This is a genomic window from Streptomyces sp. NPDC088923 (genome assembly GCF_044749745.1).
Taxonomy (GTDB): domain Bacteria; phylum Actinomycetota; class Actinomycetes; order Streptomycetales; family Streptomycetaceae; genus Streptomyces.
In genome coordinates this window covers 2,315,792-2,340,937 of sequence record NZ_JBIVIO010000001.1, presented here as the reverse complement: position 1 = coordinate 2,340,937, position 25,146 = coordinate 2,315,792, and the positions used below count along the sequence as shown (strand labels likewise).

General features: G+C 72.0%; 19 protein-coding genes and 1 pseudogene. 5 read left to right on the top strand and 15 right to left on the bottom strand.

Features of this window, described 5'->3' with window-relative positions:
- Nucleotides 1-10: 10 nt before the first annotated feature.
- The 3 genes from ACIP4O_RS10535 to ACIP4O_RS10525 all read right to left on the bottom strand — a co-directional run bounded on the left by ACIP4O_RS10535 (nt 11) and on the right by ACIP4O_RS10525 (nt 2,790).
- The gene (locus tag ACIP4O_RS10535; protein WP_401573561.1) at nt 11-1,123 is read right to left on the bottom strand and encodes an amidohydrolase; all 1,113 of its coding nucleotides are present in this window, start codon (nt 1,121-1,123) and stop codon (nt 11-13) included.
- Nucleotides 1,124-1,371: 248 nt separating this feature from the next.
- Nucleotides 1,372-1,743 (bottom strand): hypothetical protein, encoded by a 372-nt coding sequence (locus tag ACIP4O_RS10530; RefSeq protein ID WP_401573559.1) that lies wholly within the window; start codon nt 1,741-1,743, stop codon nt 1,372-1,374.
- Nucleotides 1,744-1,842: 99 nt separating this feature from the next.
- Nucleotides 1,843-2,790: a heme o synthase gene (locus ACIP4O_RS10525; protein ID WP_401573557.1), complete on the bottom strand. Its 948-nt coding sequence runs from the start codon at nt 2,788-2,790 to the stop codon at nt 1,843-1,845.
- A 492-nt stretch (nt 2,791-3,282) separates the two neighbouring features.
- Between ACIP4O_RS10525 and tkt the strand changes: the two genes are divergently transcribed.
- From tkt to pgl, 5 genes are read left to right on the top strand one after another with little or no spacing between them, the layout of a single operon-like run.
- Nucleotides 3,283-5,385 carry a transketolase gene (gene tkt / locus ACIP4O_RS10520; RefSeq protein ID WP_401573555.1) on the top strand — a complete coding sequence of 701 codons (2,103 nt, stop codon included), beginning with the start codon at nt 3,283-3,285 and terminating at the stop codon, nt 5,383-5,385.
- Nucleotides 5,386-5,420: 35 nt separating this feature from the next.
- Nucleotides 5,421-6,539, top strand: a complete 1,119-nt coding sequence (tal, locus tag ACIP4O_RS10515; protein ID WP_401573554.1) for a transaldolase — start codon at nt 5,421-5,423, stop codon at nt 6,537-6,539.
- Between the two features lie 5 nt (nt 6,540-6,544).
- Nucleotides 6,545-8,077 (top strand): glucose-6-phosphate dehydrogenase, encoded by a 1,533-nt coding sequence (zwf, locus tag ACIP4O_RS10510; protein ID WP_164282200.1) that lies wholly within the window; start codon nt 6,545-6,547, stop codon nt 8,075-8,077.
- Nucleotides 8,074-9,186 (top strand): glucose-6-phosphate dehydrogenase assembly protein OpcA, encoded by a 1,113-nt coding sequence (gene opcA, locus ACIP4O_RS10505; RefSeq protein ID WP_401573552.1) that lies wholly within the window; start codon nt 8,074-8,076, stop codon nt 9,184-9,186. The genes zwf and opcA overlap by 4 nt, the downstream gene beginning before the upstream one ends.
- Nucleotides 9,183-9,965: a 6-phosphogluconolactonase gene (gene pgl, locus ACIP4O_RS10500; protein ID WP_401573550.1), complete on the top strand. Its 783-nt coding sequence runs from the start codon at nt 9,183-9,185 to the stop codon at nt 9,963-9,965. Before opcA ends, pgl begins: the two co-directional genes overlap by 4 nt.
- 408 nt (nt 9,966-10,373) lie before the next feature.
- Here pgl and ACIP4O_RS10495 read toward each other — a convergent pair.
- The 12 genes and pseudogenes from ACIP4O_RS10495 to uvrC form a co-directional block, all read right to left on the bottom strand.
- Nucleotides 10,374-10,487, bottom strand: a pseudogene (locus ACIP4O_RS10495) (DUF2087 domain-containing protein); the annotation flags it as partial.
- Between the two features lie 308 nt (nt 10,488-10,795).
- Nucleotides 10,796-12,448 carry a glucose-6-phosphate isomerase gene (gene pgi / locus ACIP4O_RS10490; protein ID WP_401573548.1) on the bottom strand — a complete coding sequence of 551 codons (1,653 nt, stop codon included), beginning with the start codon at nt 12,446-12,448 and terminating at the stop codon, nt 10,796-10,798.
- A gap of 60 nt (nt 12,449-12,508) precedes the next feature.
- Nucleotides 12,509-13,837: an MFS transporter gene (locus tag ACIP4O_RS10485; RefSeq protein ID WP_401573546.1), complete on the bottom strand. Its 1,329-nt coding sequence runs from the start codon at nt 13,835-13,837 to the stop codon at nt 12,509-12,511.
- Between the two features lie 257 nt (nt 13,838-14,094).
- Complete coding sequence (locus ACIP4O_RS10480) at nt 14,095-14,430, bottom strand: RNA polymerase-binding protein RbpA (protein WP_164282195.1); 336 nt, start codon at nt 14,428-14,430, stop codon at nt 14,095-14,097.
- A gap of 231 nt (nt 14,431-14,661) precedes the next feature.
- On the bottom strand, nt 14,662-14,898 hold the full coding sequence (gene secG / locus ACIP4O_RS10475) for a preprotein translocase subunit SecG (RefSeq protein ID WP_008748576.1): 237 nt from the start codon (nt 14,896-14,898) through the stop codon (nt 14,662-14,664).
- A gap of 191 nt (nt 14,899-15,089) precedes the next feature.
- The gene (tpiA, locus tag ACIP4O_RS10470; RefSeq protein ID WP_401573544.1) at nt 15,090-15,866 is read right to left on the bottom strand and encodes a triose-phosphate isomerase; all 777 of its coding nucleotides are present in this window, start codon (nt 15,864-15,866) and stop codon (nt 15,090-15,092) included.
- Between the two features lie 6 nt (nt 15,867-15,872).
- Complete coding sequence (locus tag ACIP4O_RS10465) at nt 15,873-17,084, bottom strand: phosphoglycerate kinase (protein WP_401573542.1); 1,212 nt, start codon at nt 17,082-17,084, stop codon at nt 15,873-15,875.
- A 398-nt stretch (nt 17,085-17,482) separates the two neighbouring features.
- On the bottom strand, nt 17,483-18,490 hold the full coding sequence (gap, locus tag ACIP4O_RS10460; RefSeq protein WP_361325585.1) for a type I glyceraldehyde-3-phosphate dehydrogenase: 1,008 nt from the start codon (nt 18,488-18,490) through the stop codon (nt 17,483-17,485).
- 1,092 nt (nt 18,491-19,582) lie between these two features.
- Nucleotides 19,583-20,572, bottom strand: a complete 990-nt coding sequence (gene whiA, locus ACIP4O_RS10455; protein WP_164283298.1) for a DNA-binding protein WhiA — start codon at nt 20,570-20,572, stop codon at nt 19,583-19,585.
- Complete coding sequence (gene yvcK, locus ACIP4O_RS10450) at nt 20,563-21,603, bottom strand: uridine diphosphate-N-acetylglucosamine-binding protein YvcK (RefSeq protein WP_361325582.1); 1,041 nt, start codon at nt 21,601-21,603, stop codon at nt 20,563-20,565. The genes whiA and yvcK overlap by 10 nt, the downstream gene beginning before the upstream one ends.
- Nucleotides 21,600-22,538: an RNase adapter RapZ gene (gene rapZ / locus ACIP4O_RS10445; protein ID WP_361325579.1), complete on the bottom strand. Its 939-nt coding sequence runs from the start codon at nt 22,536-22,538 to the stop codon at nt 21,600-21,602. The genes yvcK and rapZ overlap by 4 nt, the downstream gene beginning before the upstream one ends.
- Nucleotides 22,483-25,134, bottom strand: coding sequence for an excinuclease ABC subunit UvrC (gene uvrC / locus ACIP4O_RS10440; RefSeq protein WP_401573538.1), 2,652 nt, complete (start codon nt 25,132-25,134; stop codon nt 22,483-22,485). Before uvrC ends, rapZ begins: the two co-directional genes overlap by 56 nt.
- Between the last annotated feature and the right edge of the window lie 12 nt (nt 25,135-25,146).

The following is a 25,146-nucleotide window of genomic DNA, read 5'->3' as shown; positions in this document are numbered from 1 at the left end:
CCCGCGCGGCTCACTCCTCCAGCCCGTACACCCTGCGCGCGTTGCCCGCCCCGAGCAGCCCCGCGACCCGGTCCGCGTCCCGGGCGCTCCACGCGCCCTCGACGACCCACGCCCCGAGCACCCGGCCCAGCGCCTCACGGAACTGCCGGGCCGCGACGACGTGCAGTTCGGGCAGCCCGCGCGCGCCGCTCGAATAGAGGAGCTTCCCGAAGGGAGCGAGTTCCAGGAACTCGGCGAGCAGCCCGGCGGCCCGCGCCCCCGTGCCGCTGAGCGCGGGGCCGAGATCCACGTGGACGTGGGCGTGCAGTCCCGCGAGGCGGGCGGCCGGGCGGTGGTAGGGGTAGCCGGGGAGCAGGACGAGCGGGGTGCCGAGCCCGGCCGTCGCCGCGGCGAAGGCGGCGAGCGCGCCCGCTTCGGGCGGGGCCTCGCCGGTGTGGAGCTGGAGCGGCCGGCCCGAGGAGAGCGCGAGCCACAGCAGGTGCGCCCCGAGCAGTGGGGAGGGCCCGGCCGGGCCCTCGGGGCCCGGGCCGCCCGGCGGGCGCTGCCTGGCGGTGAGCCAGGCAGCGGCGGCGGCCCGTACCTCGGCGGGCGAGGGCGGCTCGGGGAGCAGCGGGACCAGGCGCAGTGGCGGGGTCACGGAGGCGAAGGCGACGGCGGTCGCTGCGGCGCCGTGCACGGACTCGGCGAGGTGGCGCAGGAAGGACTCGACGCTGCCCGAGGTGTCGGCGGTCTGTTCGGCGAGCTGTTCGAGCCGCACGATCTCGCGGGCGCGCGCGTCGGCGGTCGCCGCGAGTTCGCCCGGCGGGGTGAGGCCGAGGGGCGGCCCGGTGTCGACGAGGTACGTGCCCGTACCGCTGCCGCGCAGCAGACGGCGCTCCGTCTCCAGCGCGCCCAGTTCCCTGCGCCGCGCGAGGTAGTGCGCGGGCGGACTGTGCGGCGCGAGGCCGAGCAGCGGCGGGCACCAGCGCCGCAGCGCGAACCCCGTCTGCGTGTCGAAGAAGGTGGTCCCCGCGGCGGGCGCCCCGCCCCCGGGCCCGAGCAGCGCCTCGAACGTCCCGAGCCCCAACTCCTCCCGGCGAACCCCTTGGCAGTACTGATCCACGAGCGGCGGCGTCTCGATCACGGGGACCCCCGGGGCCATCCGGCACCCGGACTCTCCGAGCGGCCTTCACGGGGTCTAACGGCAAGCAGAGCCGGCAGTGTCGCCCAATTCCAGCCCCTCCGGCGTTCGAGGAACGGAACCGGGCCGGTGTCGACCATTCCAGCCCCTCTGGGGGTACCTCCCGGCCGAAGGCTGGGGGAGTTTGAGGAGCGGGGTATGGGGCGGAGCCCCGAGACCCCGCAGGCAGGGGCACCCTCACGCGGAAAGGCTCACCCGCCGACCTGCACCCCCGCCATCCGCTTCCACTCATAAGGCCCCGTCCGCACCTTCGCCGCGAACTCCCCGTCGAACTCGTCGTGCACCGTGATCCCCGCCCGCTCCACCGCGCCCCGCGCGACCGCCGCGTCATGGGCGAAGAGATCCCCCCACCGCCCGTCCTCCCCCACGAGCACGATGCGGGTGCCGCGCTGCCCGACGTAGGCGAGCTGTCCCTCGGCACCGCCGTGGCGGCGGGCGAAGGAGCCGATCTGCTTGGCGAGCCGCGCCGCCCTGCGCTCCAGGCGCGCGGCCTGCCGCTTGTCGGCGCCGGTGGTCACGGCGTCGTCCGCCGCGGAGTCGCTCTGCTCAGTGTTCTCAGCCATGCCAGGCATGCTACCCACGGGTAGGCCCTGGTACGACAAGAGGCCCCGCCGTCCCGGGAAGGACGACGGGGCCACCTGGCGGCTCGCACCCCAAAGGGCTCAGCGCAGGAACGGGTCGATCGCGACGGCGACGAAGAGGATCGACACGTACGTGATCGACCAGTGGAAGAGCCGCATCTCCTTGAGCTTCGCGCCCGTGATCTCGCCCTTGGCGCGGTTCAGGAGGCCGTGCGCCTCCCACAGCCAGTAGCCGCCGGACAGGAGCGCGACGGTCGTGTAGAACCAGCCGGTGTAGCCGAGCACGGTGAGCATGAGCGAGACGAGGACCATCACCCAGCTGTAGAGCACGATCTGCTTGGCGACGACCTTGTTCCCCGCGAGGACGGGCAGCATCGGCACGTTGGCGCGGGCGTAGTCGTCCTTGACCCGCATCGACAGCGGCCAGTAATGCGGCGGCGTCCAGAAGAAGATGACGAGGAAGAGGATGACGGCGGCCCAGGAGACCGAGTTCGTGACGGCGGACCAGCCGATGAGGACCGGCATGCAGCCCGCGACCCCGCCCCACACGATGTTCTGCGCGGTGCGGCGCTTGAGGATCATCGTGTAGCCGACGACGTACAGGAGGACCGCGCCGAGCGAGAGCGCCGCCGAGAGCCAGTTGACGAGGAGCCCGAACCACAGCGTGGAGACCACCGCGAGGCCGATGCCGAAGGCGAGCCCCTCCCGCGGCGAGATGAGCCCGGTGACCAGGGGCCGCTGCGACGTACGGTCCATCAGGGCGTCGATGTCGCGGTCGTACCACATGTTGAGCGCGTTGGCGCCGCCCGCGGAGAGGTAGCCGCCGAAGCACGTCACGAAGACGAGCCACAGGTCCGGCACTCCCTGTTCCGCGAGGAACATGACCGGCACGGTCGTGATGAGCAGCAGCTCGATGATCCGCGGTTTGGTCAGCGCCACGAAGCCCTTGAGCCGGGCCCCGCTCGGCCGCCGGCCCGTGCTCGTCCCGAGCGCTCCCGCTGGACGGGATTCAACGGCCGTCACGCACACCCCTGACAGAGACTTTTCTCAAGCGAGCCCACAAGAGTGTCCGGATTGGCACCGGAAAGGGGGGCTCACGCGTACCACGCCACTCTAGACGGCCCCCCTCTTCGGCCCTTCGCGGGGGTCGCTCGTGTTGGGCATCCCGCCCGCGTGTGCGAGCGGCCTCGCGCGGCCGCGGGCGCGGTGCAGGTACGGACGCGGAGCGGCCTCTTCGGTGACGCTCGGTCGCCCCGCGCGGGGCCCGGCGCGGATGAGCGCGCGGGCGCACGTGCGGGCGCTGGAATGAGCGTGTCACGGCACAGATGTCGCGGTGTGTCGCGGAGGCTTTCCGGGCAGGCGGGACAAGGGTTGTAGGGCTTCGAGAGGCGGAACCGGCCCGTCTTCGGCACCCTGGGAATCAGGCGCGGAGACGCGAACGTTTCCAGGGGTAGGCTCGACGCCGTCCGGTGTACGCAAAGTCACCGGCCTTCGACATGTGGAGAGGAGCCCTGACTCAGGGTGAGCACCAAGCCGACCACCACAGATTTCGAGTGGACCGAACTGGATCAGCGGGCCGTAGACACGGCGCGTGTACTGGCCGCGGACGCCGTGCAGAAGGTCGGCAACGGCCATCCCGGTACGGCGATGAGCCTGGCCCCGGCCGCGTACACGCTCTTCCAGAAGGTGATGCGCCACGACCCCGCGGACCCGGACTGGACCGGCCGCGACCGTTTCGTGCTGTCCGCCGGGCACTCCTCGCTGACCCTCTACACGCAGCTCTACCTGGCCGGTTTCGGTCTGGAGCTGGCGGACCTGGAGGCTTTCCGCACCTGGGGTTCGAAGACCCCCGGGCACCCGGAGTACGGGCACACCAAGGGCGTCGAGACCACGACCGGGCCGCTCGGCCAGGGTGTGGCCAACGCCGTGGGCATGGCGATGGCGGCGCGTTACGAGCGCGGGCTCTTCGACCCCGAGGCGCCGCGCGGCACCTCGCCCTTCGACCACTACATCTACGCGATCGCCGGGGACGGCTGCCTCCAGGAGGGCATCTCCGCCGAGGCGTCCTCGCTCGCCGGGCACCAGAAGCTCGGCAACCTGATCCTGCTGTGGGACGACAACCACATCTCGATCGAGGGCGACACCGAGACGGCGGTCTCCGAGGAGACCACCAAGCGCTACGAGGCGTACGGCTGGCACGTGCAGCGCGTCGAGCCGAAGGCCGACGGCGACCTGGACCCGGCCGCGCTGTACGCCGCGATCGAGGCCGCGAAGGCCGAGACGGGGCGCCCCTCTTTCATCGCGATGCGCTCGATCATCGCCTGGCCGGCCCCGAACGCGCAGAACACCGAGGCCGCGCACGGCTCGGCGCTCGGCGAGGACGAGGTCGCCGCGACCAAGCGCGTGCTCGGCTTCGACCCCGAGAAGCACTTCGCGGTCGAGGACGAGGTCCTCGCGCACACCCGCAAGGCCCTGGAGCGCGGCAAGGCGCGCCGCGCCGAGTGGGAGAAGGGCTTCGCGAACTGGCGTACCTCCCAGCCCGAGCACGCCGCCCTCTTCGACCGGGTCGCCTCCACCGCGCTCCCCGAGGGCTGGGAGAAGCACCTCCCCGTCTTCGAGACCGGCACCTCGCTCGCCACGCGCGCCGCGTCCGGCAAGGTCCTCCAGGCGCTCGGCCCGGTGATCCCCGAGCTGTGGGGCGGCTCCGCCGACCTCGCGGGGTCCAACAACACGACGATCGACAAGACGTCGTCGTTCCTGCCCGAGGGCAACCCGCTGCCCGAGGCCGACCCGTACGGGCGAACCGTCCACTTCGGTATCCGCGAGCACGCGATGGCCGCCGAGCTGAACGGCATCACGCTGCACGGCAACACGCGCGTCTTCGGCGGTACGTTCCTGACGTTCTCCGACTACATGCGCAACGCGATCCGGCTGTCCGCGCTCATGACGCTGCCGGTCACGTACGTCTTCACGCACGACTCGATCGGTCTCGGCGAGGACGGCCCGACCCACCAGCCCGTGGAGCACGTGGCCGCGCTGCGCGCCATCCCCGGCCTCAACGTGGTCCGTCCGGCCGACCCGAACGAGACGGTGATCGCCTGGCGCGAGGTGCTCCGCCGCTACACGAAGGTGTACGGCGAGGGCCACCCGCACGCGCTGGTCCTCACCCGGCAGGGCGTGCCCACGTACGCGCCGAACGAGGACGCGGCGAAGGGCGGCTACGTCCTGCTCGACGCGGAGGACGCCGAGGGGAAGACCGTCACCCCCGACGTCGTTCTCATCGGTACGGGCTCCGAGGTCCAGCTCGCCGTCGAGGCGCGCGAGCTGCTCCGTGCGCAGGGTGTCGCCGCGCGTGTCGTGTCGATGCCCTCGGTCGAGTGGTTCGAGGAGCAGGACGCGGGGTACCGGGAGTCCGTGCTCCCGGCCGCCGTCAGGGCGCGGGTCGCGGTCGAGGCCGGTATCGGGCTGACCTGGCACCGCTTCGTCGGCGACGCGGGCCGCATCGTCTCGCTGGAGCACTTCGGTGCCTCGGCGGACGCGAAGGTGCTCTTCCGCGAGTACGGCTTCACGGGCGAGGCGGTAGCCGCCGCCGCGCGGGAATCTCTCGACGCCGCACGGCGCTGACGCGAACAGACACTCTACGAGGAGATGCAATTTCCATGACAGACGCACTCAAGCGCCTCTCCGACGAAGGCGTCGCGATCTGGCTGGACGACCTGTCGCGCAAGCGCATCACGTCCGGCAACCTGAGCGAGCTGATCGACGACCAGCACGTCGTGGGTGTCACGACCAACCCGTCGATCTTCCAGAAGGCGATCTCGCAGGGCGACGGGTACGACACCCAGCTCACCGACCTCGCCGCGCGCCGCGTCACGGTGGAGGAGGCGATCCGCATGATCACCACCGCCGACGTCCGCGACGCCGCCGACGTGCTGCGCCCCGTCTTCGACAGGAGCGGCGGCACCGACGGCCGGGTCTCGATCGAGGTGGACCCGCGTCTCGCGCACAACACGCGGGCCACGACCGCCGAGGCCAAGCAGCTCGCGTGGCTGGTCGACCGCCCCAACACGTTCATCAAGATCCCGGCGACCGAGGCCGGTCTGCCGGCGATCACCGAGACCATCGGCCGGGGCATCAGCGTCAACGTGACGCTGATCTTCTCCCTGGAGCGCTACCGCCTCGTGATGGACGCCTACCTCGCGGGCCTGGAGAAGGCGAAGGCCGCGGGCCTCGACCTCTCCGAGATCCACTCGGTGGCCTCCTTCTTCGTCTCGCGCGTCGACACCGAGATCGACAAGCGCCTCGACGCGATCGGCACCGACGAGGCCAAGGCCGCCAAGGGCAAGGCCGCCGTCGCCAACGCGCGCCTGGCCTACCAGGCGTACGAGGAGGTCTTCTCCTCCGAGCGCTGGGCCGCCCTCGACAAGGCGCACGCGAACAGGCAGCGCCCGCTGTGGGCCTCGACGGGCGTCAAGGACCCGTCGCTGCCCGACACGCTGTACGTCGACGCGCTCGTCGCGCCGAACACGGTGAACACCATGCCGGAGGCGACCCTGGAGGCCGTGGGCGACCACGCCGAGATCACCGGGAACACGATCGCCGGCACGTACGAGGACGCGCAGGCCGTCATCGACGGGCTCGCGAAGTTCGGCATCTCGTACGACGAGGTGGTGGACCTCCTGGAGAAGGAGGGCGTCGACAAGTTCGAGGCCTCCTGGAACGACCTGCTCAAGTCGACCGAGGCGGAGCTCAAGCGCCTCGCCCCCTCGGAGGGCTGATCACCTTGACCGCACAGCACGGAGCCAACCCGCTCCGTGACGCCGCGGACCGACGGCTCCCGCGAATCGCGGGGCCGTCGGGCCTGGTCATCTTCGGCGTCACCGGGGACCTCTCGCGCAAGAAGCTGATGCCGGCCGTCTACGACCTGGCCAACCGCGGCCTGCTGCCGCCGGGCTTCTCCCTCATCGGCTTCGCGCGCCGCGACTGGGAGGACGAGGACTTCGCCCAGGTCGTGCACGACGCGGTGAAGGAACACGCCCGCACGCCGTTCCGCGAGGAGGTCTGGCAGCAGCTCTTCCAGGGGATGCGGTTCGTCCAGGGCGCCTTCGACGACGACCAGGCCTTCGAGACCCTCAAGGCCACGATCGACGAACTCGACAAGGCCCAGGGCACGGGCGGCAACTTCGCCTTCTACCTCTCGGTGCCGCCGAAGTTCTTCCCCGACGTCGTCCAGCAGCTCAAGAAGCACGGCCTCGCCGACGCCCCCGAGGGCGCCTGGCGGCGCGCGGTCATCGAGAAGCCCTTCGGGCACGACCTCGCCTCGGCCAAGGAGCTGAACGCGATCGTCCACGAGGTCTTCGACCCCGACCAGGTCTTCCGCATCGACCACTACCTCGGCAAGGAGACCGTCCAGAACATCCTGGCGCTCCGCTTCGCCAACCAGATGTTCGAGCCGATCTGGAACCGCTCGTACGTCGACCACGTGCAGATCACGATGGCCGAGGACATCGGCATCGGTGGCCGCGCCGGCTACTACGACGGCATCGGCGCAGCCCGCGACGTCATCCAGAACCACCTGCTCCAGCTCATGGCGCTCACCGCCATGGAGGAGCCCGCCTCCTTCGACGCCGACGCGCTCGTCGCGGAGAAGACGAAGGTGCTGCGCGCCGTGCGCCTCCCGGCCGACCTCGGCCGCGACACCGTGCGCGGGCAGTACGCGGCGGGCTGGCAGGGCGGCGAGCGGGCCGTGGGCTACCTCGAAGAGGACGGCATCGACCCCAAGTCGAAGACCGACACCTACGCGGCGATCAAGCTCGGCGTCGACAACCGGCGCTGGGCCGGGGTGCCGTTCTACCTGCGCACCGGCAAGCGGCTCGGCCGCCGCGTCACCGAGATCGCGGTCGTCTTCCAGCGCGCCCCGCACTCCCCCTTCGACCAGACGGCCACGGAGGAGCTGGGCCAGAACGCCCTGGTCATCCGCGTGCAGCCGGACGAGGGCGTGACGGTGCGCTTCGGCTCGAAGGTCCCGGGCACCTCGATGGAGGTACGGGACGTCTCGATGGACTTCGCGTACGGCGAGTCCTTCACCGAGTCGAGCCCCGAGGCGTACGAGCGGCTCATCCTCGACGTCCTCCTCGGCGACGCGAACCTCTTCCCGCGCACGGAGGAGGTCGAGCTGTCCTGGAAGATCCTCGACCCCATCGAGGAGCACTGGAACCGCCACGGCAAGCCCGCCCAGTACCCCTCGGGCACCTGGGGCCCCACCGAGGCGGACGACATGCTCCGACGTGACGGACGGAGCTGGAGGCGGCCATGAAGATCGATCTCACGGACACCACGTCCAGCAAGATCAACAAGGCGCTCGTCGAGGGCCGCCGCTCGCTCGGCGCGCCCACCGTCGGCATGGTGCTCACCCTCGTCATCGTCACCGACGAGGAGAACGCCTACGACGCGCTGCGCGCCGCGCACGACGCCTCGCGCGAGCACCCCTCGCGCATCCTCGTCGTCATCAAGCGCGTCTCGCGCGGCCCCCGCGACCGCGCCACGACCCGCCTCGACGCCGAGGTCCAGCTCGGTGGCGACACCGGCAACGGCACCGGCGAGACGGTCATGCTGCGGCTGTACGGCGAGGTGGGCGACCACGCCCAGTCCGTCGTCCTCCCGCTGCTGCTCCCGGACGCGCCCGTCGTCGTCTGGTGGCCGGTCAACGCGCCGGAGAACCCGGCGAAGGACCCGCTGGGCGCCCTCGCGCAGCGCAGGGTCACCGACTCGTACGCGGCCGAGCAGCCCATCCACGAGCTGAAGGCCCGCGCCGAGACGTACACGCCGGGGGACACCGACCTGTCGTGGACGCGCATCACGCCCTGGCGCTCGATGCTCGCGGCGGCGCTCGACCAGGTGGCCTGCGAGGTCACCGCGGTGGAGGTCGAGGGCGAGGAGTACAACCCGAGCGTCGAACTCCTCGCGATGTGGCTCGGCCACCGCCTCGCCGTCCCCGTCAAGCGCACCGCCTCGGAGGGCCCCGGGCTCACCTCGGTGCACATGGAGACGGACTGCGGGCCGGTCGTCCTCGACCGCAACGACGGCTCGCTCGCGACGCTGTCCGTCGAGGGCCAGCCGGACCGCGCGGTGGCGCTCAAGCGCCGCGAGACGGCCGAGCTCATCGCCGAGGAGCTGCGCAGGCTCGACCCGGACGACACCTACGCCGCCGCGCTGAAGTTCGGCGTGGACCGGCTCGACGAGCCGGCCGGGGCGCAGACCGCGCCGACGCCCGAGGAGGCGGCGGCGGAGGCGGCCGAGACGGCCGAGACGGGGACGGGGGCGCCGCAGGGAGGCACGCCTTCCGGCACGGGGGCGGCAAAGAAGACGGCGGCGCGCAAGTCCGCCAAGTCCACCGCTTCCGCGAAGAAGGCGACCACGTCATGAGCACCACGCCCGAACTCGTCGTGCACCAGGACAAGGCCGAGATGGCGAGGGCCGCGGCCGCACGGCTGATCACCCTGATCGTCGAGGCCCAGTCCGAGCGCGGCAGCGCCTCGATCGCCCTCACGGGGGGCCGCAACGGCAACGGGCTGCTGGCGGCCCTCGCCGAGGAGCCCGGGCGTGACGCGATCGACTGGGGGCGCCTGGAGATCTGGTGGAGCGACGAGCGCTACCTGCCCGACGGCGACCCCGAGCGCAACGCCACGCAGGCGCGCGAGGCGCTGCTCGCGCGGGTGCCGCTCGACCCGGGCCAGGTCCACGAGATGCCGGCCTCGGACGGCCCGTACGAGCCGGACGCGGCGGCCCAGGTCTACGCGGCCGAACTCGCCGACGCGGCCTCGCGGGCCGGGTCGCACGGGGCCGTCCCGGCCTTCGACGTGCTCCTGCTCGGGGTCGGCCCGGACACGCACGTGGCCTCGCTCTTCCCCGAGCTGGCGGGCGTGCGCGAGCAGGACCGCCCGGTCATCGCCGTCCACAAAGCGCCGAAGCCCCCGCCGACCCGCCTCTCGCTGACCCTCCCCGCGATCCGCACGGCCCGCGAGGTCTGGCTCCTGGCGGCGGGCGAGGACAAGGCCGAGGCGGTCCAGATCGCCCTCTCGGGCACGGGCGAGATCCAGGCCCCGGCGGCAGGCGCCTACGGCACCCGCCGCACCCTGTGGCTCCTGGACAGCGACGCGGCGTCCAAGCTGCCGCCGGAGCTGTACCCGAGGGACGTGGCCTGAGCCACCCGCACGCCCGAAGGCCCGCCCCGGTTTCCGGGTGCGGGCCTTCGCGGTGCGCCGGGCGCGCTCAGTCCCCCACGCACCCCACCCAGCTGCCCGGCCTCCGCGGGGAGCGCGGCGGCCAGGGCCTCGCCGTGCCCGTACGAGCCGTGCTGGAGCGTCGCACGGGACTGTTCTCCCTTGCCGACGGCGGGGCGCCCGGTGTGCGGTTTCCGCTCGACGCCACCGGCTCAGGCCACCGTCGCCAGACGCGCCGCCCGCTCCCCCGCCTCGCCCAGCCGGTACCCGCTCCCGTCCCGCTCCCGCGTCAGTACGCCGTACTCGACGCAGTGGCGGCGCAGCGCCGGAGGGGTCCCCGCTGTAGCGGGCGAGCGTCTCGCTCACCTCGTCCTCCGTGTACGCGCGGCCCGGCGCGAACTCGGCCTCGGCGAGCCGCGTCAACAGCTCGGCGCGGACCCGCTGCTTCGCCGGTACGGAGCCGAGGCGGCCCGCGCGGAAGTGCCCGGCCAGGTGCGGCGGCACCCAGGCGGGCAGCCGTCCGGGCGTGTCGGCGCCGGGAGTGCGGAACGCCGAGGGGCGCGCCCGCAGCGTGCCGTCCCCGTCGCGGCGGACGAGGCCCGCGTGCAGGAGCGGCACGAGCTGCGCGCGCGGCGCGTTCTCGACGCGCTCACCGAGGACGAGGCGGGCGAAGAGCCGCAGCCGCGCCGGGTCGGCGAGCGCTTCGAGAACGGGATGGGTCTCCACGGGAATCACCTCTCGTACGGGGGCGGGACGGGCCCCAGTCTCACCGGGTCCGCCCCACCACCGCACGCGGTTTTCCCTCCGGGCGCTCAGCGCCCGCGCAGCTCCCGATACTTCGCGACGAGCGTCTTCGTCGAGGCGTCGAGCCCCGGGACCTCCGCGCCCTCGGTGAGCGCGGGCTCGACCCGCTTGGCGAGGACCTTGCCCAGCTCGACGCCCCACTGGTCGAAGGAGTCGATGTCCCACACCGCGCCCTGCACGAACACCTTGTGCTCGTAGAGCGCGATGAGCTGCCCGAGCACGGAGGGGCTCAGCTCGGGGGCGAGCACCGTCGTGGTCGGGTGGTTGCCGCGGAAGGTCTTGTGCGGGACGAGGTCGTCCGCGACACCCTCGGCCCGTACCTCCTCGGCGGTCTTGCCGAAGGCGAGCGCCTGCGTCTGCGCGAAGAAGTTCGCCATGAGCAGGTCGTGCTGGTCCGCGAGCTGCGGCTCCAGCTCGTCCACGGGCCGGGCGAAGCCGATGAAGTCGGCCGGGATGAGCTTCGTGCCCTGGTGGATGAGCTGGTAGTAGGCGTGCTGCCCGTTGGTGCCCGGCGTGCCCCAGACGACCGGGCCGGTCTGCCACTGCACCGGGCGGCCCTCGCGGTCCACGGACTTGCCGTTGGACTCCATGTCGAGCTGCTGGAGGTAGGCGGTGAACTTGGAGAGGTAGTGCGAGTACGGGAGCACGGCGTGCGACTGCGCGTCGTGGAAGTTCCCGTACCAGATGCCGAGCAGGCCGAGGAGGAAGGGCGCGTTCTCCTCGATCGGGGCGGTGCGGAAGTGCTCGTCGATCTGGTGGAAGCCGTCGAGCATCTCGCGGAAGCGGTCCGGGCCGATCGCGATCATGAGCGAGAGCCCGATCGCGGAGTCGTACGAGTACCGCCCGCCGACCCAGTCCCAGAACTCGAACATGTTGGCCGTGTCGATACCGAAGTCCGAGACCTTCTCGCTGTTCGTCGAGAGCGCGACGAAGTGCTTCGCGACGGCGTCCTGGCCGGCGTCGAGCGCGTCGAGGAGCCAGGAGCGCGCGGAGGTCGCGTTGGTGATCGTCTCGATCGTCGTGAACGTCTTCGAGGCGATGATGAAGAGCGTCTCGGCCGCGTCGAGGTCGTGCACGGCCTCGTGCAGGTCGGCGCCGTCGACGTTGGAGACGAAACGGACCGTCAGCGAACGGTCGGTGTACGGGCGCAGCACCTCGTGAGCCATCGCGGGTCCGAGGTCGGAACCTCCGATACCGATGTTCACGACGTTCTTGATGCGCTTGCCGGTGTGGCCCGTCCAGGCCCCGGAGCGGACCTGCTCCGCGAAGGCGGCCATCTTGTCGAGCACGGCGTGCACGGCCGGTACGACGTTCTCGCCGTCCACCTCGATCACGGCGTCGCGCGGCGCGCGCAGCGCGGTGTGGAGCACCGCGCGGTCCTCGGTCGTGTTGATCTTCTCGCCCCGGAACATGGCGTCCCGCAGCTTCTCGACGCCCGTCGCCCGCGCGAGCCGGCGGAGCAGGTCGAGTGTCTCGTCCGTCACGAGGTGCTTGGAGTAGTCCAGATACAGGTCACCGGCCGTCAGGCGGTACCGCGAGGCCCGCTCGGGATCGGCGTCGAACAGCTCCCGCAACCCCACCTCGCCGAGGGCTTCCCGGTGCTTGTCGAGAGCGTTCCACTCGGGCGTCTGGTTGAGCCTGGTCCGGCTTTCCGCGTTCATCAGGGACTTCTGCCTTCTTTCGTCCATACGTACCGTCCCGCCGGCCCCCAACCTAAACGATCAGGCGTCGCCCGGGGCGTCTTGGCCACTGCGCGATACGGGTACCCCGGCACCGCCGGTGTCCTTCTTCGTCAGCAACCGCGAGGCGTCCCCTGATTCCCCGCCCGTCCTCGCCCGTACGGCCGGGAGCAGGGCGAGGACGGAGAGCACGAAGAACCCGGCGGCGAGGAAGGGCGGCGCTCCCGGCCCCCACCGGCGCACGACGGCCCCGCCGAGGAGCGCGCCGAGCGGTGCCCCGGCGACGGCGCACGTACGGAAGGCGGCGGAGACCCGGCCGAGCAGCTCTCGCCGCACGGCGCGCTGCATGAGGGTGCGCGAGCTGACGTTCCACACCATGCCGAGGCAGCCGAAGACGGCGAAGGCACCCCCTGCCACGAGCCCGCCGGGAGCGAGGCCGAGGACGAGGAGACACAGGATCTGCCCGGAACCCGCGAGGAGCACGGCGCGAGCCTGGCCGAGGCGGCGCGCGAGCCGGGTGGCGAACAGCCCGCCGCCGATCCCACCGATCCCGTACGCCGTGAGGAGGAGCGCGTACCCGCTGTCGTCGAGGCCCAGGTGGCGGCCGCTCACCAGGACGAGGGTCGCGACGAGCGAGGCCACGCCGACGTTGCAGAGCGTCGTGGCGGCGCACAGCCCGCGCAGCACCCGGTCCGCGCCGAGCGTGCGCAGCCCCTCGCCGATCTCTGCGCGCAGCGTCGACCCGGCCGGCCTCGGTGGTCGCCCGGGCAGGACGCGCCGCAGCGGGGCGACGAGCGCGGCGGCGAGGAGGTAGCTCGCCGCGTCGGTGGCGAAGGGCAGCGCGGCGCCCGCGGCGAGGAGCAGGGGTGCGGCCGGGAGCCCGACGACGGTCTTGACGAGCTGCTGTCCGGTCATCAACCGGCTGTTGGCGCGGCCCAGTTGTTCCGCTGGGACGAGCGCGGGCAGGAGGGCGGTGGCGGCGTTGTCGAAGAGGGTCTCCATGCTCGTGAGCGCGAAGGCGAGGACGAGGAGCAGGCCGATCGATACGTGCCCGGTCGCGACACCGACCGCGAAGACGGCGACGAGCACGCCCCGTACGAGATCCACCGCGACCATCGCGCGCCGCTGGTCGACCCGGTCGGCGAGCGCCCCGCCGAGCAGCCCGAAGAGCAGCCAGGGCAGGTACCCACAGGCCGAGACGGCCGCGATGAGCAGCGGGTCACGGGTGAGCGTCGTGGCGAGCAGGGGCAGCGCGGCGAGCCGTACGGCGTCCCCGAACGACGACACGGCCGCCGCGCCCCACAACCGCCCGAACCCGCCCCGCCAGGCAGGGGCACTCCCGCGCGCCCCGCCCACCACCGTCTCCGCCACACCGGTCCCCCTCCGCTTCCGGCCCGTGCGCCCCGGCGCGCACGACCACACGTTCTGCCGGAGACCGTAACCGGTGCCACTGACAATCGCTTTGACCTGCGGAAACGACCGGGAGCGGCCCGGGTGCGTGCCTACGGAAACGACGGGAACCGCCCTGGCACGCGGTACGCGAACGGCCGGGCACCCTCAGGTGCCCGGCCGTCGTCGTCCGTACCGCCGCGGACCGCCTTCCCGCGTCCGGCCGCCGGTGCCGTGCCTCAGATCTCCCCCCGCAGCTTCGCCAGCGCCTCCGCGAGGATCGCCTCGCCGTCCGCGTCGCTGCGCCGCTCGCGCACGTAGGCGAGATGGGTCTTGTAGGGCTCGTTGCGCGGCGGGTCGGGGGGATTCTCCTGGTCCTGCCCCGCCGGGAAACCGCAGCGGGGGCAGTCCCACGTGTCGGGGACCTGCGCGTCGCTCGCGAAACTCGGCTGTGTCTCGTGCCCGTTGGCGCACCAGAAGGAGATGCGCAGGCGCGGGGCCGCATCGCCGCGCTCGGCCTCGCCCATCGGGCCCGCCCCGACCCGGCTGCCCCGGATCGCGTTGCCACTTGCCACGGTCGTAACTCCCTGCGTGATGGTGCCGCGGGGCGCTGCGCCCGTCACCGGGCCACGCACTCCGCCGCGGGCGCCTCGTGCACGTACGAGGTTTGTGTACGTACAAGGCCCAACGCGCACCCCCAGAAGGGAGTTACACCCACCCGGGGCGCGAGTCACCATGATAGGCCGCGTCCTTCGACGGCGTACCGGCCTCGAAGCGCTCGCTCCCCGGTGGGTGTCCTTCGTCCCTCAGTTGTCGAACTTCATCAGCAGCCCGAGCACGACAATGCAGGCGAACCAGCACACCCCGAGCACGATGGTGATCCGGTCGAGGTTGCGCTCGGCGACCGAGGAACCGCCGACCGAGGACTGCATGCCGCCGCCGAACATGTCGGAGAGGCCACCGCCCTTGCCCTTGTGCATCAGCACGAGCAGCATCAGCAGCAGGCTGAAGACGATCAGGGCGATCTGAAACCCCAAAACCACGGCGTGACCCTACTTTCAGCGAACTTCTCGGGAGAGGTCCCCGCCGGGGGCGGGGGCCCGTCTCTTGGCGGAGGACGGGGCCGGTGCGTCGCGTGGACGCGGTCCGGCCCCCGTCAGGGTACTGGTGATCCGCCCCGGCGCCTACTCACCGCAGCTCACGGCCACGAGCGGGCGGACGCCGGGGCGGGCCCTCACTGCTCGCCGAAGCGGACGATCTTGACGAACTCGTCGGTGTCGAGCGAAGCACCGCCGATGAGCGCGCCGTCGATGTCGGGGCGGGCCATGATCTCGGCGACGTTGGCCGCCTTGACCGAGCCGCCGTACTGGATGCGCACGGCGTCGGCGAGCTCCTGGTCGTACAGCTCGGCGAGCTTGCCGCGGATCGCCCCGCAGACCTCCTGCGCGTCGTCGGGACCGCAGACCTTGCCGGTGCCGATGGCCCACACGGGCTCGTAGGCGACGACGATGGTGGCGGCCTGCTCGGCGGGCAGGTCCTTGAGGGCGGCCTCGACCTGGCCGAGGGTGTGCGCGACGTGCTCGCCCGCCTCGCGGACCGACTCCTCCTCGCCCACGCAGAGGATGGGGGTCAGGCCGTGCTTGTAGGCGGCCTTGATCTTGGCGTTGACCAGCTCGTCGGTCTCGCGGTGGTACTGGCGCCGCTCGGAGTGGCCGATGGCGACGTACGCGCACTTGAGCTTGGCGAGCATGGCGCCGGAGATCTCACCGGTGTACGCACCCGAGTCGTGCGCGGAGACGTCCTGGGCGCCGTACTTGATCTTCAGCTTGTCGCCGTCGACCAGGGTCTGCACGGAGCGCAGGTCGGTGAAGGGTGCGAGGACCGCGACCTCGACGGTCTCGTAGTCCTTGTCGGAGAGGGCGAAGGCGAGCTTCTGGACGTGCGCGATGGCCTCGAGGTGGTTGAGGTTCATCTTCCAGTTGCCCGCCATCAGCGGAGTGCGGGTGGTCACGGGTGTTCAGTCCTCCAGTGCGGCGAGGCCGGGCAGGCTTGCGCCCTCAAGATATTCGAGGCTCGCGCCGCCGCCGGTCGAGATGTGGCTGAAAGCGCTTTCGTCGAAGCCGAGGATACGGACGGCGGCGGCCGAGTCGCCGCCCCCGACCACGGTGAAGCCCTCGCTGTCGACGAGCGCCTGTGCGACGGCGCGGGTGCCGCCGGCGAAGTCGGGGTGTTCGAAGACGCCCATCGGGCCGTTCCAGAAGACGGTCTTCGCGTCGGCGAGCTTGCTCGCGTACAGGCGGGCGCTCTCCGGGCCGATGTCGAGGCCGATGCCGTCGGCCGGGATGGCGTCCGCGGCGACCGTCTCGTGCTCGGTGGGCGCCTTGGCCTTGAGGTCGGGGAAGCTGCGCGCGACGACGACGTCGCTCGGGAGCACGAACTCGACGCCCTTCTCGGCGGCGCGCTTCAGGTACTCCTGGACGACGGGGATCTGGTCCTCCTGGAGGAGCGAGGCACCGACCTCGTGGCCCTTGGCGGCGAGGAAGGTGAAGACCATGCCGCCGCCGACGAGGATGCGGTCGGCGCGCTCCAGGAGGTGGTCGATGACACCGAGCTTGTCGGAGACCTTCGCGCCGCCGAGCACGACGGCGTAGGGGCGCTGGACGTCCTCGGTGAGCTTCTTGAGGACGCCGACCTCGGTGGCGATGAGGTAGCCGGCGTAGTGCGGCAGGAGCTTCGGCAGGTCGTAGACCGAGGCGTGCTTGCGGTGCACGGCGCCGAAGCCGTCGCCGACGTAGACGTCCGCGAGGTGCGAGAGCCGCTCGGCGAAGTCACCGCGCTCGGCGTCGTCCTTGCTGGTCTCGCCGGGGTTGAAGCGCAGGTTCTCGATGACGGCGAGCTGACCGGGCTCCAGGCCGTCGACGGCCTCGTGCGCGGCGGGGCCCACGGTGTCCTGCGCGAAGGCGACGGGACGGCCGAGGAGTTCACCGATCCGCTCGGCGGCGGGCAGCAGCGAGAAGGCGGGGTCCGGCTCGCCCTTGGGGCGGCCGAGGTGCGAGGCGACGACGACCTTGGCACCGGCCTCGACGAGCGCGGTCAGGGTCGGCAGGACGGCGCGGATACGGCCGTCGTCGGTGATGACACCGTCCGAGAGCGGCACGTTGAGGTCGGCGCGGACGAAGACCCGCTTGCCGGACACTCCCTGCGAGATGAGTTCGTCGATCGTCTTCATGGGACTTGTGGACTCCTTGGCTGACTGACGGTGGCGAAGGGCGCGCCGGTGGCGGCAGGGGCGGCGTGGCGGTGGCGGACGGGGCGGCGGGTCCGGCCGCGGGAAGCAGCGTAGGTCGCCGCGCCGCACGCCGTGCCACCCGGTCCCCCGGACGGGCGGCGCACGGCACCTTCACCGGCCGCCGGGGCGCGTGCGCGGCGGCTCGGCACGTACGGGACGGCTCCGGGGGCGTACGGGAGGCTCCGACGGCGTACGGGACGGCTCCGGCCCGTGCGCGGGACGCGGGGTCCGGTGGCGGGGCCCCCGCACGGGGACAGGGCCCGTGCCGCGCGAGGCGCGCCGCCCGGACCCTGTCCGCATCGAGGTGCCTCAGCGGCCCGCGATCAGTACCGCTCGGCTCAGAGCTTCTCGCCGACGAAGACCGTGAGGTCCACGAGACGGTTCGAGTAACCCCACTCGTTGTCGTACCAGCCGATGATCTTCACCTGGTTGCCCTCGGCCATGGTCAGCTCCGAGTCGAAGGTGCAGGAGGCCGGGGTGCCGACGATGTCCGAGGAGACGATCGGGTCGGCGGTGTAGACGAGACGGCCGGCGAGCGGGCCCTCCTGCGCGGCCTTCTCGAACGCGGCGTTGACCTCGTCCTTGGTGACCTCGCGGTCGAGGGTCACGACGAGGTCGGTGACCGAGCCGACCGGGACCGGCACGCGCATCGCGATGCCGTCGAGCTTGCCCTTGAGCTGCGGGAGGACCAGCGCGGTGGCCTTCGCGGCGCCCGTCGTGGTCGGGATGATGTTCTCGGCGGCGGCACGGGCGCGACGCAGGTCCTTGTGCGGGAAGTCAAGGATGCGCTGGTCGTTGGTGTACGCGTGGACCGTCGTCATCAGGCCCTTCTTGATGCCGAAGTTCTCGTCGAGAACCTTCGCCATCGGCGCCACACAGTTGGTGGTGCAGGAGGCGTTCGAGATGACGTTGTGCTTCGCCGGGTCGTACGCGGCCTCGTTGACGCCCATCACGATCGTGATGTCCTCGTCCTTGGCCGGGGCCGAGATGAGGACCTTCTTCGCGCCGCCCGCGATGTGCTTCTCGGCGTCGGCCTTCTTCGTGAAGATGCCGGTCGACTCGATGACGATGTCGACGCCCAGCTCGCCCCAGGGAATGTCCTGCGGGTTGCGCTCGGAGAGCACCTTGATGGTGCGCGAGCCCACGGTGATGGTGTCGGCGGTGTGCGAGACCTCCTCGCCCAGGGTGCCGAGCATCGTGTCGTACTTGAGCAGGTGGGCGGTGGTCGCGGTGTCACCGAGGTCGTTGACAGCCACGACCTCGATGTCCGCACCCTGCGCGAGCAGCGCGCGGAAGTAGTTGCGCCCGATGCGGCCGAAGCCGTTGATGCCTACGCGGATCGTCACGAACCGATCTCCTCGTTGGTACGCCGGTTTTCGACGCCGGCGAGTTGTATGGGATGTCCCCGACCGCCTCTGACCCTACCTCGCATGGGCCTGCCGGGTGACATTGAGCATGGCTTGCGCAGCGGGACGCTTTCTACCCGCCGGTAACGCCCCACCGCTACCACTTTTCCCCTTTCCCCGCCACCCGGGGAACAAGCCACCGACACCCCGCCCGAAGAAGCGGAATCCCTCATTCCCTTCCCACTCCCACCCATTCCGACCTGCGTCGATGCCACCCACCGACCTCACAGGAACGGGACGGTGACCGAATTCCGAACATCTTGCGCTCACTCGTTCCGCTTCCCGCTCGTTCGTGCGCACAAAGGAGCGCGGCGGATACGGAAATGAGCGCTGAACGCCTTCTGGAATACCTCTCGTACCGGCATCACCGAATTCCGGCGGGAGCAACCGCGAGGTCATCCGGACGGATTACCGGCGCGAGTCCGCTTTAAGTCGAGAGCGAGCGCCGGAGTTCTTCGCCGGCCGCTCGGCCCGGAGATCACCGCCGAGCGCGGCCCGTTCGCCGCCGTCGCCCTGAGCGACAGCGCCACCAGGGCTTCGCCACCATCCCGGCGGACCACCTCGCACCGCGCGGCACGGGCCCGATCGCGGTGCCGTACGGAGGCTGCGACACCCGAGCCCGCGGGGGCCGCCCCCGCGCCCGGTCCCGCCCCCGTGCCGCTCGCGGTGGGGCGGCGTGGGGGCGCACCCGCGCACGGCGGGGCAGGACGGGACACCGGCGCGCCGGGAGCCGGGGCGCGAGGGCTTCGGGCGGACGCGGCGCGGTGGGGACGCGTCGGCGGCCGGGGGAAGCGGCGCGAGGGGGCACGGCAGTTGCCGGGGGCGGAGCGGAGGGGGCGCGCCAAGACCCCGCGCGGCGGGGTGGCGGCGCGTCAAGTACTCCGCGCGGCGCGGTGGCGGCCCGTCAAGTACTCCGCACGGCGCGGGGACCGCGCCCCACGTACTCGTGGCGCGGGGACGGCGCGTCAACTGCCGGGCTCCACAGGGTCCGTACGGGATTGTTCGTGCCCGACGTGACCGCCCGCCCTCGGCTCAGCCGGCGATGCTGTCGGCCAGTTCCTCCGTCAGGGACGCCTCCGTGCCGGGAATGCCGAGGTCGGTCGCGCGCTTGTCGGCCATCGCGAGGAGGCGGCGGATACGGCCCGCGACGGCGTCCTTCGTGAGCGGCGGGTCCGCGAGCGCACCCAGCTCCTCCAGGCTCGCCTGCTTGTGCTCCATGCGGAGCCGGCCCGCCGCCGCGAGGTGCTCGGGCACCTCCTCGCCGAGGATCTCCAAGGCCCGCCCGACCCGCGCCCCCGCCGCGACCGCCGCGCGGGCGGAGCGGCGCAGATTGGCGTCGTCGAAGTTGGCGAGCCGGTTCGCCGTCGCCCGCACCTCGCGGCGCAGCCTGCGCTCCTCCCAGGCGAGCACCGACTCGTGCGCCCCGAGCCGGGTGAGCAGCGCGCCGATCGCGTCCCCGTCCCGTACGACGACCTTGTCCGAGCCCCGCACCTCGCGCGCCTTCGCCGCGATCTGGAGGCGGCGCGCGGAGCCGACGAGCGCGAGCGCGGCCTCGGGACCCGGGCAGGTGACCTCAAGGGAGGAGGAACGGCCCGGCTCGGTGAGCGAACCGCGCGCGAGGAAAGCCCCGCGCCACGCCGCCTCCGCGTCGCACGTGGCACCCGAGACGACCTGCGGCGGCAGACCCCGGATGGGGCGCCCCCTGCCGTCCACGAGCCCGGTCTGCCGCGCGAGCTGGTCGCCTCCGCTGACCACCCGGACGACGTAGCGGGAGCTGCGCCGCAGTCCGGACGGCGCCATCACCACGAGGTCCGAGGCGTGGCCGAAGATCTCCAGGATGTCCTTGCGCAGCCGCCGGGCCGCGATGCCCGTGTCGAGCTCCGCCTCGATCACGATGCGTCCGCTCACCAGGTGCAGGCCGCCGGCGAAACGCAGGACCGCCGAGACCTCCGCCTTCCGGCAGCAGGTCCGGGTCACGGGCAGTCGCGAGATTTCGTCCTTGACCGCCGCCGTCATCGCCATGGGCCGATCCTTCCATGCATCCGAAAAATACGGTCGTACGCGGCTGCCAGCAGCTCCGGGTCATGCCGCGGAACGCCGTCGGGCCGGGCGACCGGGGCCAGCTCCACCGTTGCGTCGAACCGCTCTGCGGCCTCGACGAGCGAGGCGCGGTCAGGTACGGCTGCCTCGTCGGCCAGCACCACGTCGAAGGCGAGTTTAGGTGCGTGTCGGGCCAAAACCTCCAAATGACGCTGCGGGGAGAAGCCCTCGGTTTCTCCCGGTTGCGGAACGAGGTTGAGCGAGAGCACCCGTCTGGCCCTGGTCTGGATGAGCGCGTCGAGGAGTTCGGGGACGAGCAGGTGCGGGATCACGGAGGAGAACCAGGACCCGGGACCGACCACGACCCAGTCCGCGTCGAGCACCGCCTCGACCGCCTCGGGCACGGCGGGCGGGTCGGCGGGGACGACGTGCACGGACTGCACCTCGCCGGGCGTGAGCGCCACCGTCGCCTGGCCGCGCACGAGCTGGACCTCCTCGGCCCGCGCGGGATCGTGCCCCCGTACCAGCGCCTGGAGTTCGAGCGGGACGGCGGACATCGGTAGCACCCGGCCGTGGGCACCGAGCAGGGTGCCCACGAGGTCGAGGGCCGCGACGTGGTCGCCGAGCTGTTCCCACAGCGCGACGATGAGGAGGTTGCCGACCGCGTGGCCGTGCAGTTCGCCCTGGCTCGCGAACCGGTGCTGGATCACCCGGGACCAGGTCTGGCCCCAGTCGTCGTCCCCGCACAGCGCGGCGAGCGCCTTGCGCAGGTCCCCGGGGGGCAGCACGCCGAGTTCGTCGCGCAGGCGGCCGCTGGAGCCGCCGTCGTCGGCGACCGTGACGACCGCGGTCAGCTCGCCCGTGATGCGGCGCAGCGCGGCGAGCGAGGCGGAGAGTCCCATGCCGCCGCCGAGCGCGACCACTTTGGGCTGGGTGCCGCGGCGCCGGGGCCTGGGCGCGGGGCCGGCCTCCTGCCGGCGCAGGCGGCGGACGCGACGGGGACGTGGGTTCATTCGCGGCCCATGTCCCGGTGGACGACCACGGTCTCCACCCCTTCGGAGACGAGCCGGGAGGCGAGCTTCTCGGCCATCGCGACGGACCGGTGCTTGCCGCCCGTGCAGCCGACCGCGATGGTCACGTACCGCTTGCCCTCGCGCCGGTAGCCCGCGGCGACGAGCTGGAGCAACTCGGTGTAGCGGTCGAGGAATTCCTTGGCGCCGGGCTGACTGAGGACGTAGTTCGACACCTCTTCGCTCAGTCCGGTGAACGGGCGCAGTTCGGGGACCCAGTGCGGGTTGGGCAGGAAGCGCATGTCGACGACGAGGTCCGCGTCGACCGGGAGCCCGTACTTGAAGCCGAAGGACATGACCGTGGCCCGCAGTTCCGGCTCCTCGTCACCGGCGAACTGGGCGTCCATCTTCGCGCGTAGTTCGTGGACGTTGAGGCTCGACGTGTCGATCACGAGGTCGGCGTCGCCCCGGAGTTCGCGCAGCAGGTCGCGCTCGGTGGCGATGCCGTCGACGATGCGGCCGTCACCCTGGAGCGGGTGGGGGCGGCGCACCGATTCGAACCGGCGGACCAGCGCGTCGTCGGAGGACTCCAGGAAGACGATGCGCCGTGTGACGTGCTTGCTCTCCAGGTCGGCGAGCGATTCGCGGAGGTTGTCGAAGAAACGCCGGCCGCGGACGTCCACGACCACGGCGATCCTGGCGACGTTCCCCTGGGAGCGGGCGCCGAGTTCGACCATGGTGGGGATGAGCGCGGGTGGCAGGTTGTCGACGACGAACCAGCCGAGGTCCTCCAGGCATTTCGCGGCGGTGCTGCGGCCCGCCCCGGACATGCCGGAGATGATCACCAGCTCGGGGATCGGGGTCTCCTCCGTCTTCCCCGGTTCACTGCTCGTGGCCGTGCTCACCTGTCGCGCTCCGTCCCGTTCTTCCTGCTGCATCTGTTCTGCCACCGTCCGTCGTACGGCCGTCTTCGTCCGCGTCGTCCACGTCGTCCCGCCGCTCGCCGGGAGCGGGGGCCGGGGTGTCTTCGTCCTTGCCGTCCGGGTCTTTGCCCTGGTCAGGGGCGGGGGGCGGCTGCTCCTGCGTCCCCGGTGGGTTGTCGCTCGGGGCGGAGCCGTGCTCCGGCGCGGGTTCGTCCCGGTCCGTGGGGGCGCCGGGGCTCGCGGGGACGCCCTCGTCGCCGGGCCCTTCAGGAGAGGTTCCGTACTCCATCGTGCTCGCCGAAGCCTGCCACGTCGAATGCCCCGGCGTCTCCCGCGACGCGAAGCCGCCCCCGGGAGCGGCCTCACGCGCTCCCTCGGCATCTCGCTCACGGTGCGTGACTTCCTTCTCACCCGGTACGGAGGGGACCGCAGCAGCCTGGTCGGTGCCGGGGCCCGCGGGTGCTGGGCCACTCGTCGACGGCGGCTCCCCGGCCCCTGGCGGTGTCCCGTCCGTACGTCCGGGGCCCTGCGGCTCGGGTGCTTCCGCCGGTGCGTGGTCGACGTCATCGGCCGTCCCGCGTGCCGCGTCCTGATGGCCATCGTCCGGGCCGGGCTGCTCGCTCGTCGTCTCCTCGGAGCCGTCGTCCAGGATTTCGCCCGTCGTCATGTTGACCGCGGGCGCGCCCGGCTCACTGCGGGCGAAGGTGGCGAGGATCGTCTCGGCGGTCTTGCGGCCTATGCCGGGGACCTCGCAGATCTGCTCGATCGTCGCGGCGCGGAGTTTGCGCACCGAGCCGAAGTGCTTGAGCAGGGCCTGCTTGCGGGTCTGGCCGAGGCCGGGCACCTCGTCGAGGGGACCGGCCCGGAAACGCTTGGCGCGCTTGCTGCGCTGGTAGGTGATGGCGAAGCGGTGCGCCTCGTCGCGGACGCGCTGGAGCAGGTAGAGGCCCTCGCTGCTGCGCGGGAGGACGACGGGGTCCTCCTCGCCGGGGACCCAGACCTCCTCCAGGCGCTTGGCGAGCCCGCAGACCGCGACGTCGTCGATGCCGAGTTCGTCGAGGGCCCGCCGCGCCGCGGCGACCTGGGGCTGTCCCCCGTCGACCACGAGGAGCTGCGGCGGGTAGGCGAAGCGCTTGGGGCGCCCGTCCTCGTCGAGCCCCCCGGGGTCCACCGGGCCGTCCAGCTCCTCCTCCGTCCACTCCCCCGTCCGCTCCCGCTCGGCGAGGTACCTGCGGAAACGGCGGGTGATGACCTCGTGCATGGAGCGCACGTCGTCCTGGCCCTGGAAGCCCTTGATCTGGAAGCGCCGGTACTCGCTCTTGCGGGCGAGGCCGTCCTCGAAGACGACCATGGAGGCGACCACGTCGTCGCCCTGGAGGTGGGAGATGTCGTAGCACTCGATCCGCAGGGGCACCCCGTCGAGGTCGAGCGCGGCGGCGATCTCCTCCAGGGCGCGGGAGCGGGTCGTGAGGTCGGAGGCGCGCTTGGTCTTGTGCAGGGCGAGGGACTGCTGCGCGTTGCGCTCGACGGTCTCCATGAGGGCGCGCTTGTCGCCGCGCTGGGGCACGCGCAGGGAGACCTGCGCCCCGCGCCGCTCGCTCAGCCACTCCTGGACGGGCTGTACGGGCTCGGGCAGCGCGGGGACCAGGACTTCCTTCGGTACGGAGTCGCCGCGCTCCTCGCCGTAGAGCTGCTGGAGCGCGTGCTCGACGAGGTCGCCGGTGGTGACGGCCTCGACCTTGTCGGTGACCCAGCCGCGCTGCCCGCGTACGCGCCCGCCGCGCACGTGGAAGATCTGCACGGCGGCCTCCAGCTCGTCCTGGGCGAGGGCGATGAGGTCGGCGTCGGTGGCGTCGGCGAGGACGACGGCGCTCTTCTCCATGGCGCGGGTGAGGGCGCCGATGTCGTCGCGGAGCCGGGCGGCGCGCTCGTACTCCATGTCCTCGGCGGCCTCGGTCATGCGCGCTTCGAGGCGGCGGAGATAGGTGCCGGTGTGGCCGGCCATGAAGTGGCAGAAGTCCTCGGCGAGGTCGCGGTGGTCCTCGGGCGAGACGCGGCCGACGCAGGGGGCGGAGCACTTGTCGATGTAGCCGAGGAGGCAGGGGCGTCCGGTGCGGGCGGCGTTCTTGAACACCCCGGCGGAGCAGGTGCGTACGGGGAAGACGCGCAGGAGCAGGTCGACGGTGTCCCGGATGGCCCAGGCGTGCCCGTACGGCCCGAAGTACCGCACGCCCTTGCGCTTGGCGCCGCGCATGACCTGGGCGCGGGGGAACTCCTCGTTCATCGTGACGGCGAGGTAGGGGTAGCTCTTGTCGTCGCGGTACTTGACGTTGAACCGGGGGTCGTACTCCTTGATCCAGGAGTACTCCAGCTGGAGCGCCTCGACCTCCGTGGCGACGACCGTCCACTCCACCGAGGCCGCGGTCGTGACCATCGTGCGGGTGCGCGGGTGGAGGTTGGCCAGGTCCTGGAAGTAGTTGGCCAGGCGTTGGCGCAGGCTTTTGGCCTTCCCGACGTAGATCACCCTGCGGTGTTCGTCGCGGAATCGGTAGACGCCCGGCGAGTCCGGGATCTGTCCCGGGGCGGGGCGGTAGCTGGACGGATCGGCCATGTCACACACCCT

Bases quoted from the DNA above. Each gene is read 5' to 3' on its own strand.
- yvcK (WP_361325582.1), bottom strand. From the start codon at position 21,603: ATGAACCCACGTCCCCGTCGCGTCCGCCGCCTGCGCCGGCAGGAGGCC.
- whiA (WP_164283298.1), bottom strand. From the start codon at position 20,572: ATGGCGATGACGGCGGCGGTCAAGGACGAAATCTCGCGACTGCCCGTG.
- opcA (WP_401573552.1), top strand. From the start codon at position 8,074: ATGAAGATCGATCTCACGGACACCACGTCCAGCAAGATCAACAAGGCG.
- ACIP4O_RS10530 (WP_401573559.1), bottom strand. From the start codon at position 1,743: ATGGCTGAGAACACTGAGCAGAGCGACTCCGCGGCGGACGACGCCGTG.
- uvrC (WP_401573538.1), bottom strand. From the start codon at position 25,134: ATGGCCGATCCGTCCAGCTACCGCCCCGCCCCGGGACAGATCCCGGAC.
- pgi (WP_401573548.1), bottom strand. From the start codon at position 12,448: ATGAACGCGGAAAGCCGGACCAGGCTCAACCAGACGCCCGAGTGGAAC.
- tal (WP_401573554.1), top strand. From the start codon at position 5,421: ATGACAGACGCACTCAAGCGCCTCTCCGACGAAGGCGTCGCGATCTGG.
- pgl (WP_401573550.1), top strand. From the start codon at position 9,183: ATGAGCACCACGCCCGAACTCGTCGTGCACCAGGACAAGGCCGAGATG.
- ACIP4O_RS10465 (WP_401573542.1), bottom strand. From the start codon at position 17,084: ATGAAGACGATCGACGAACTCATCTCGCAGGGAGTGTCCGGCAAGCGG.
- rapZ (WP_361325579.1), bottom strand. From the start codon at position 22,538: ATGCAGCAGGAAGAACGGGACGGAGCGCGACAGGTGAGCACGGCCACG.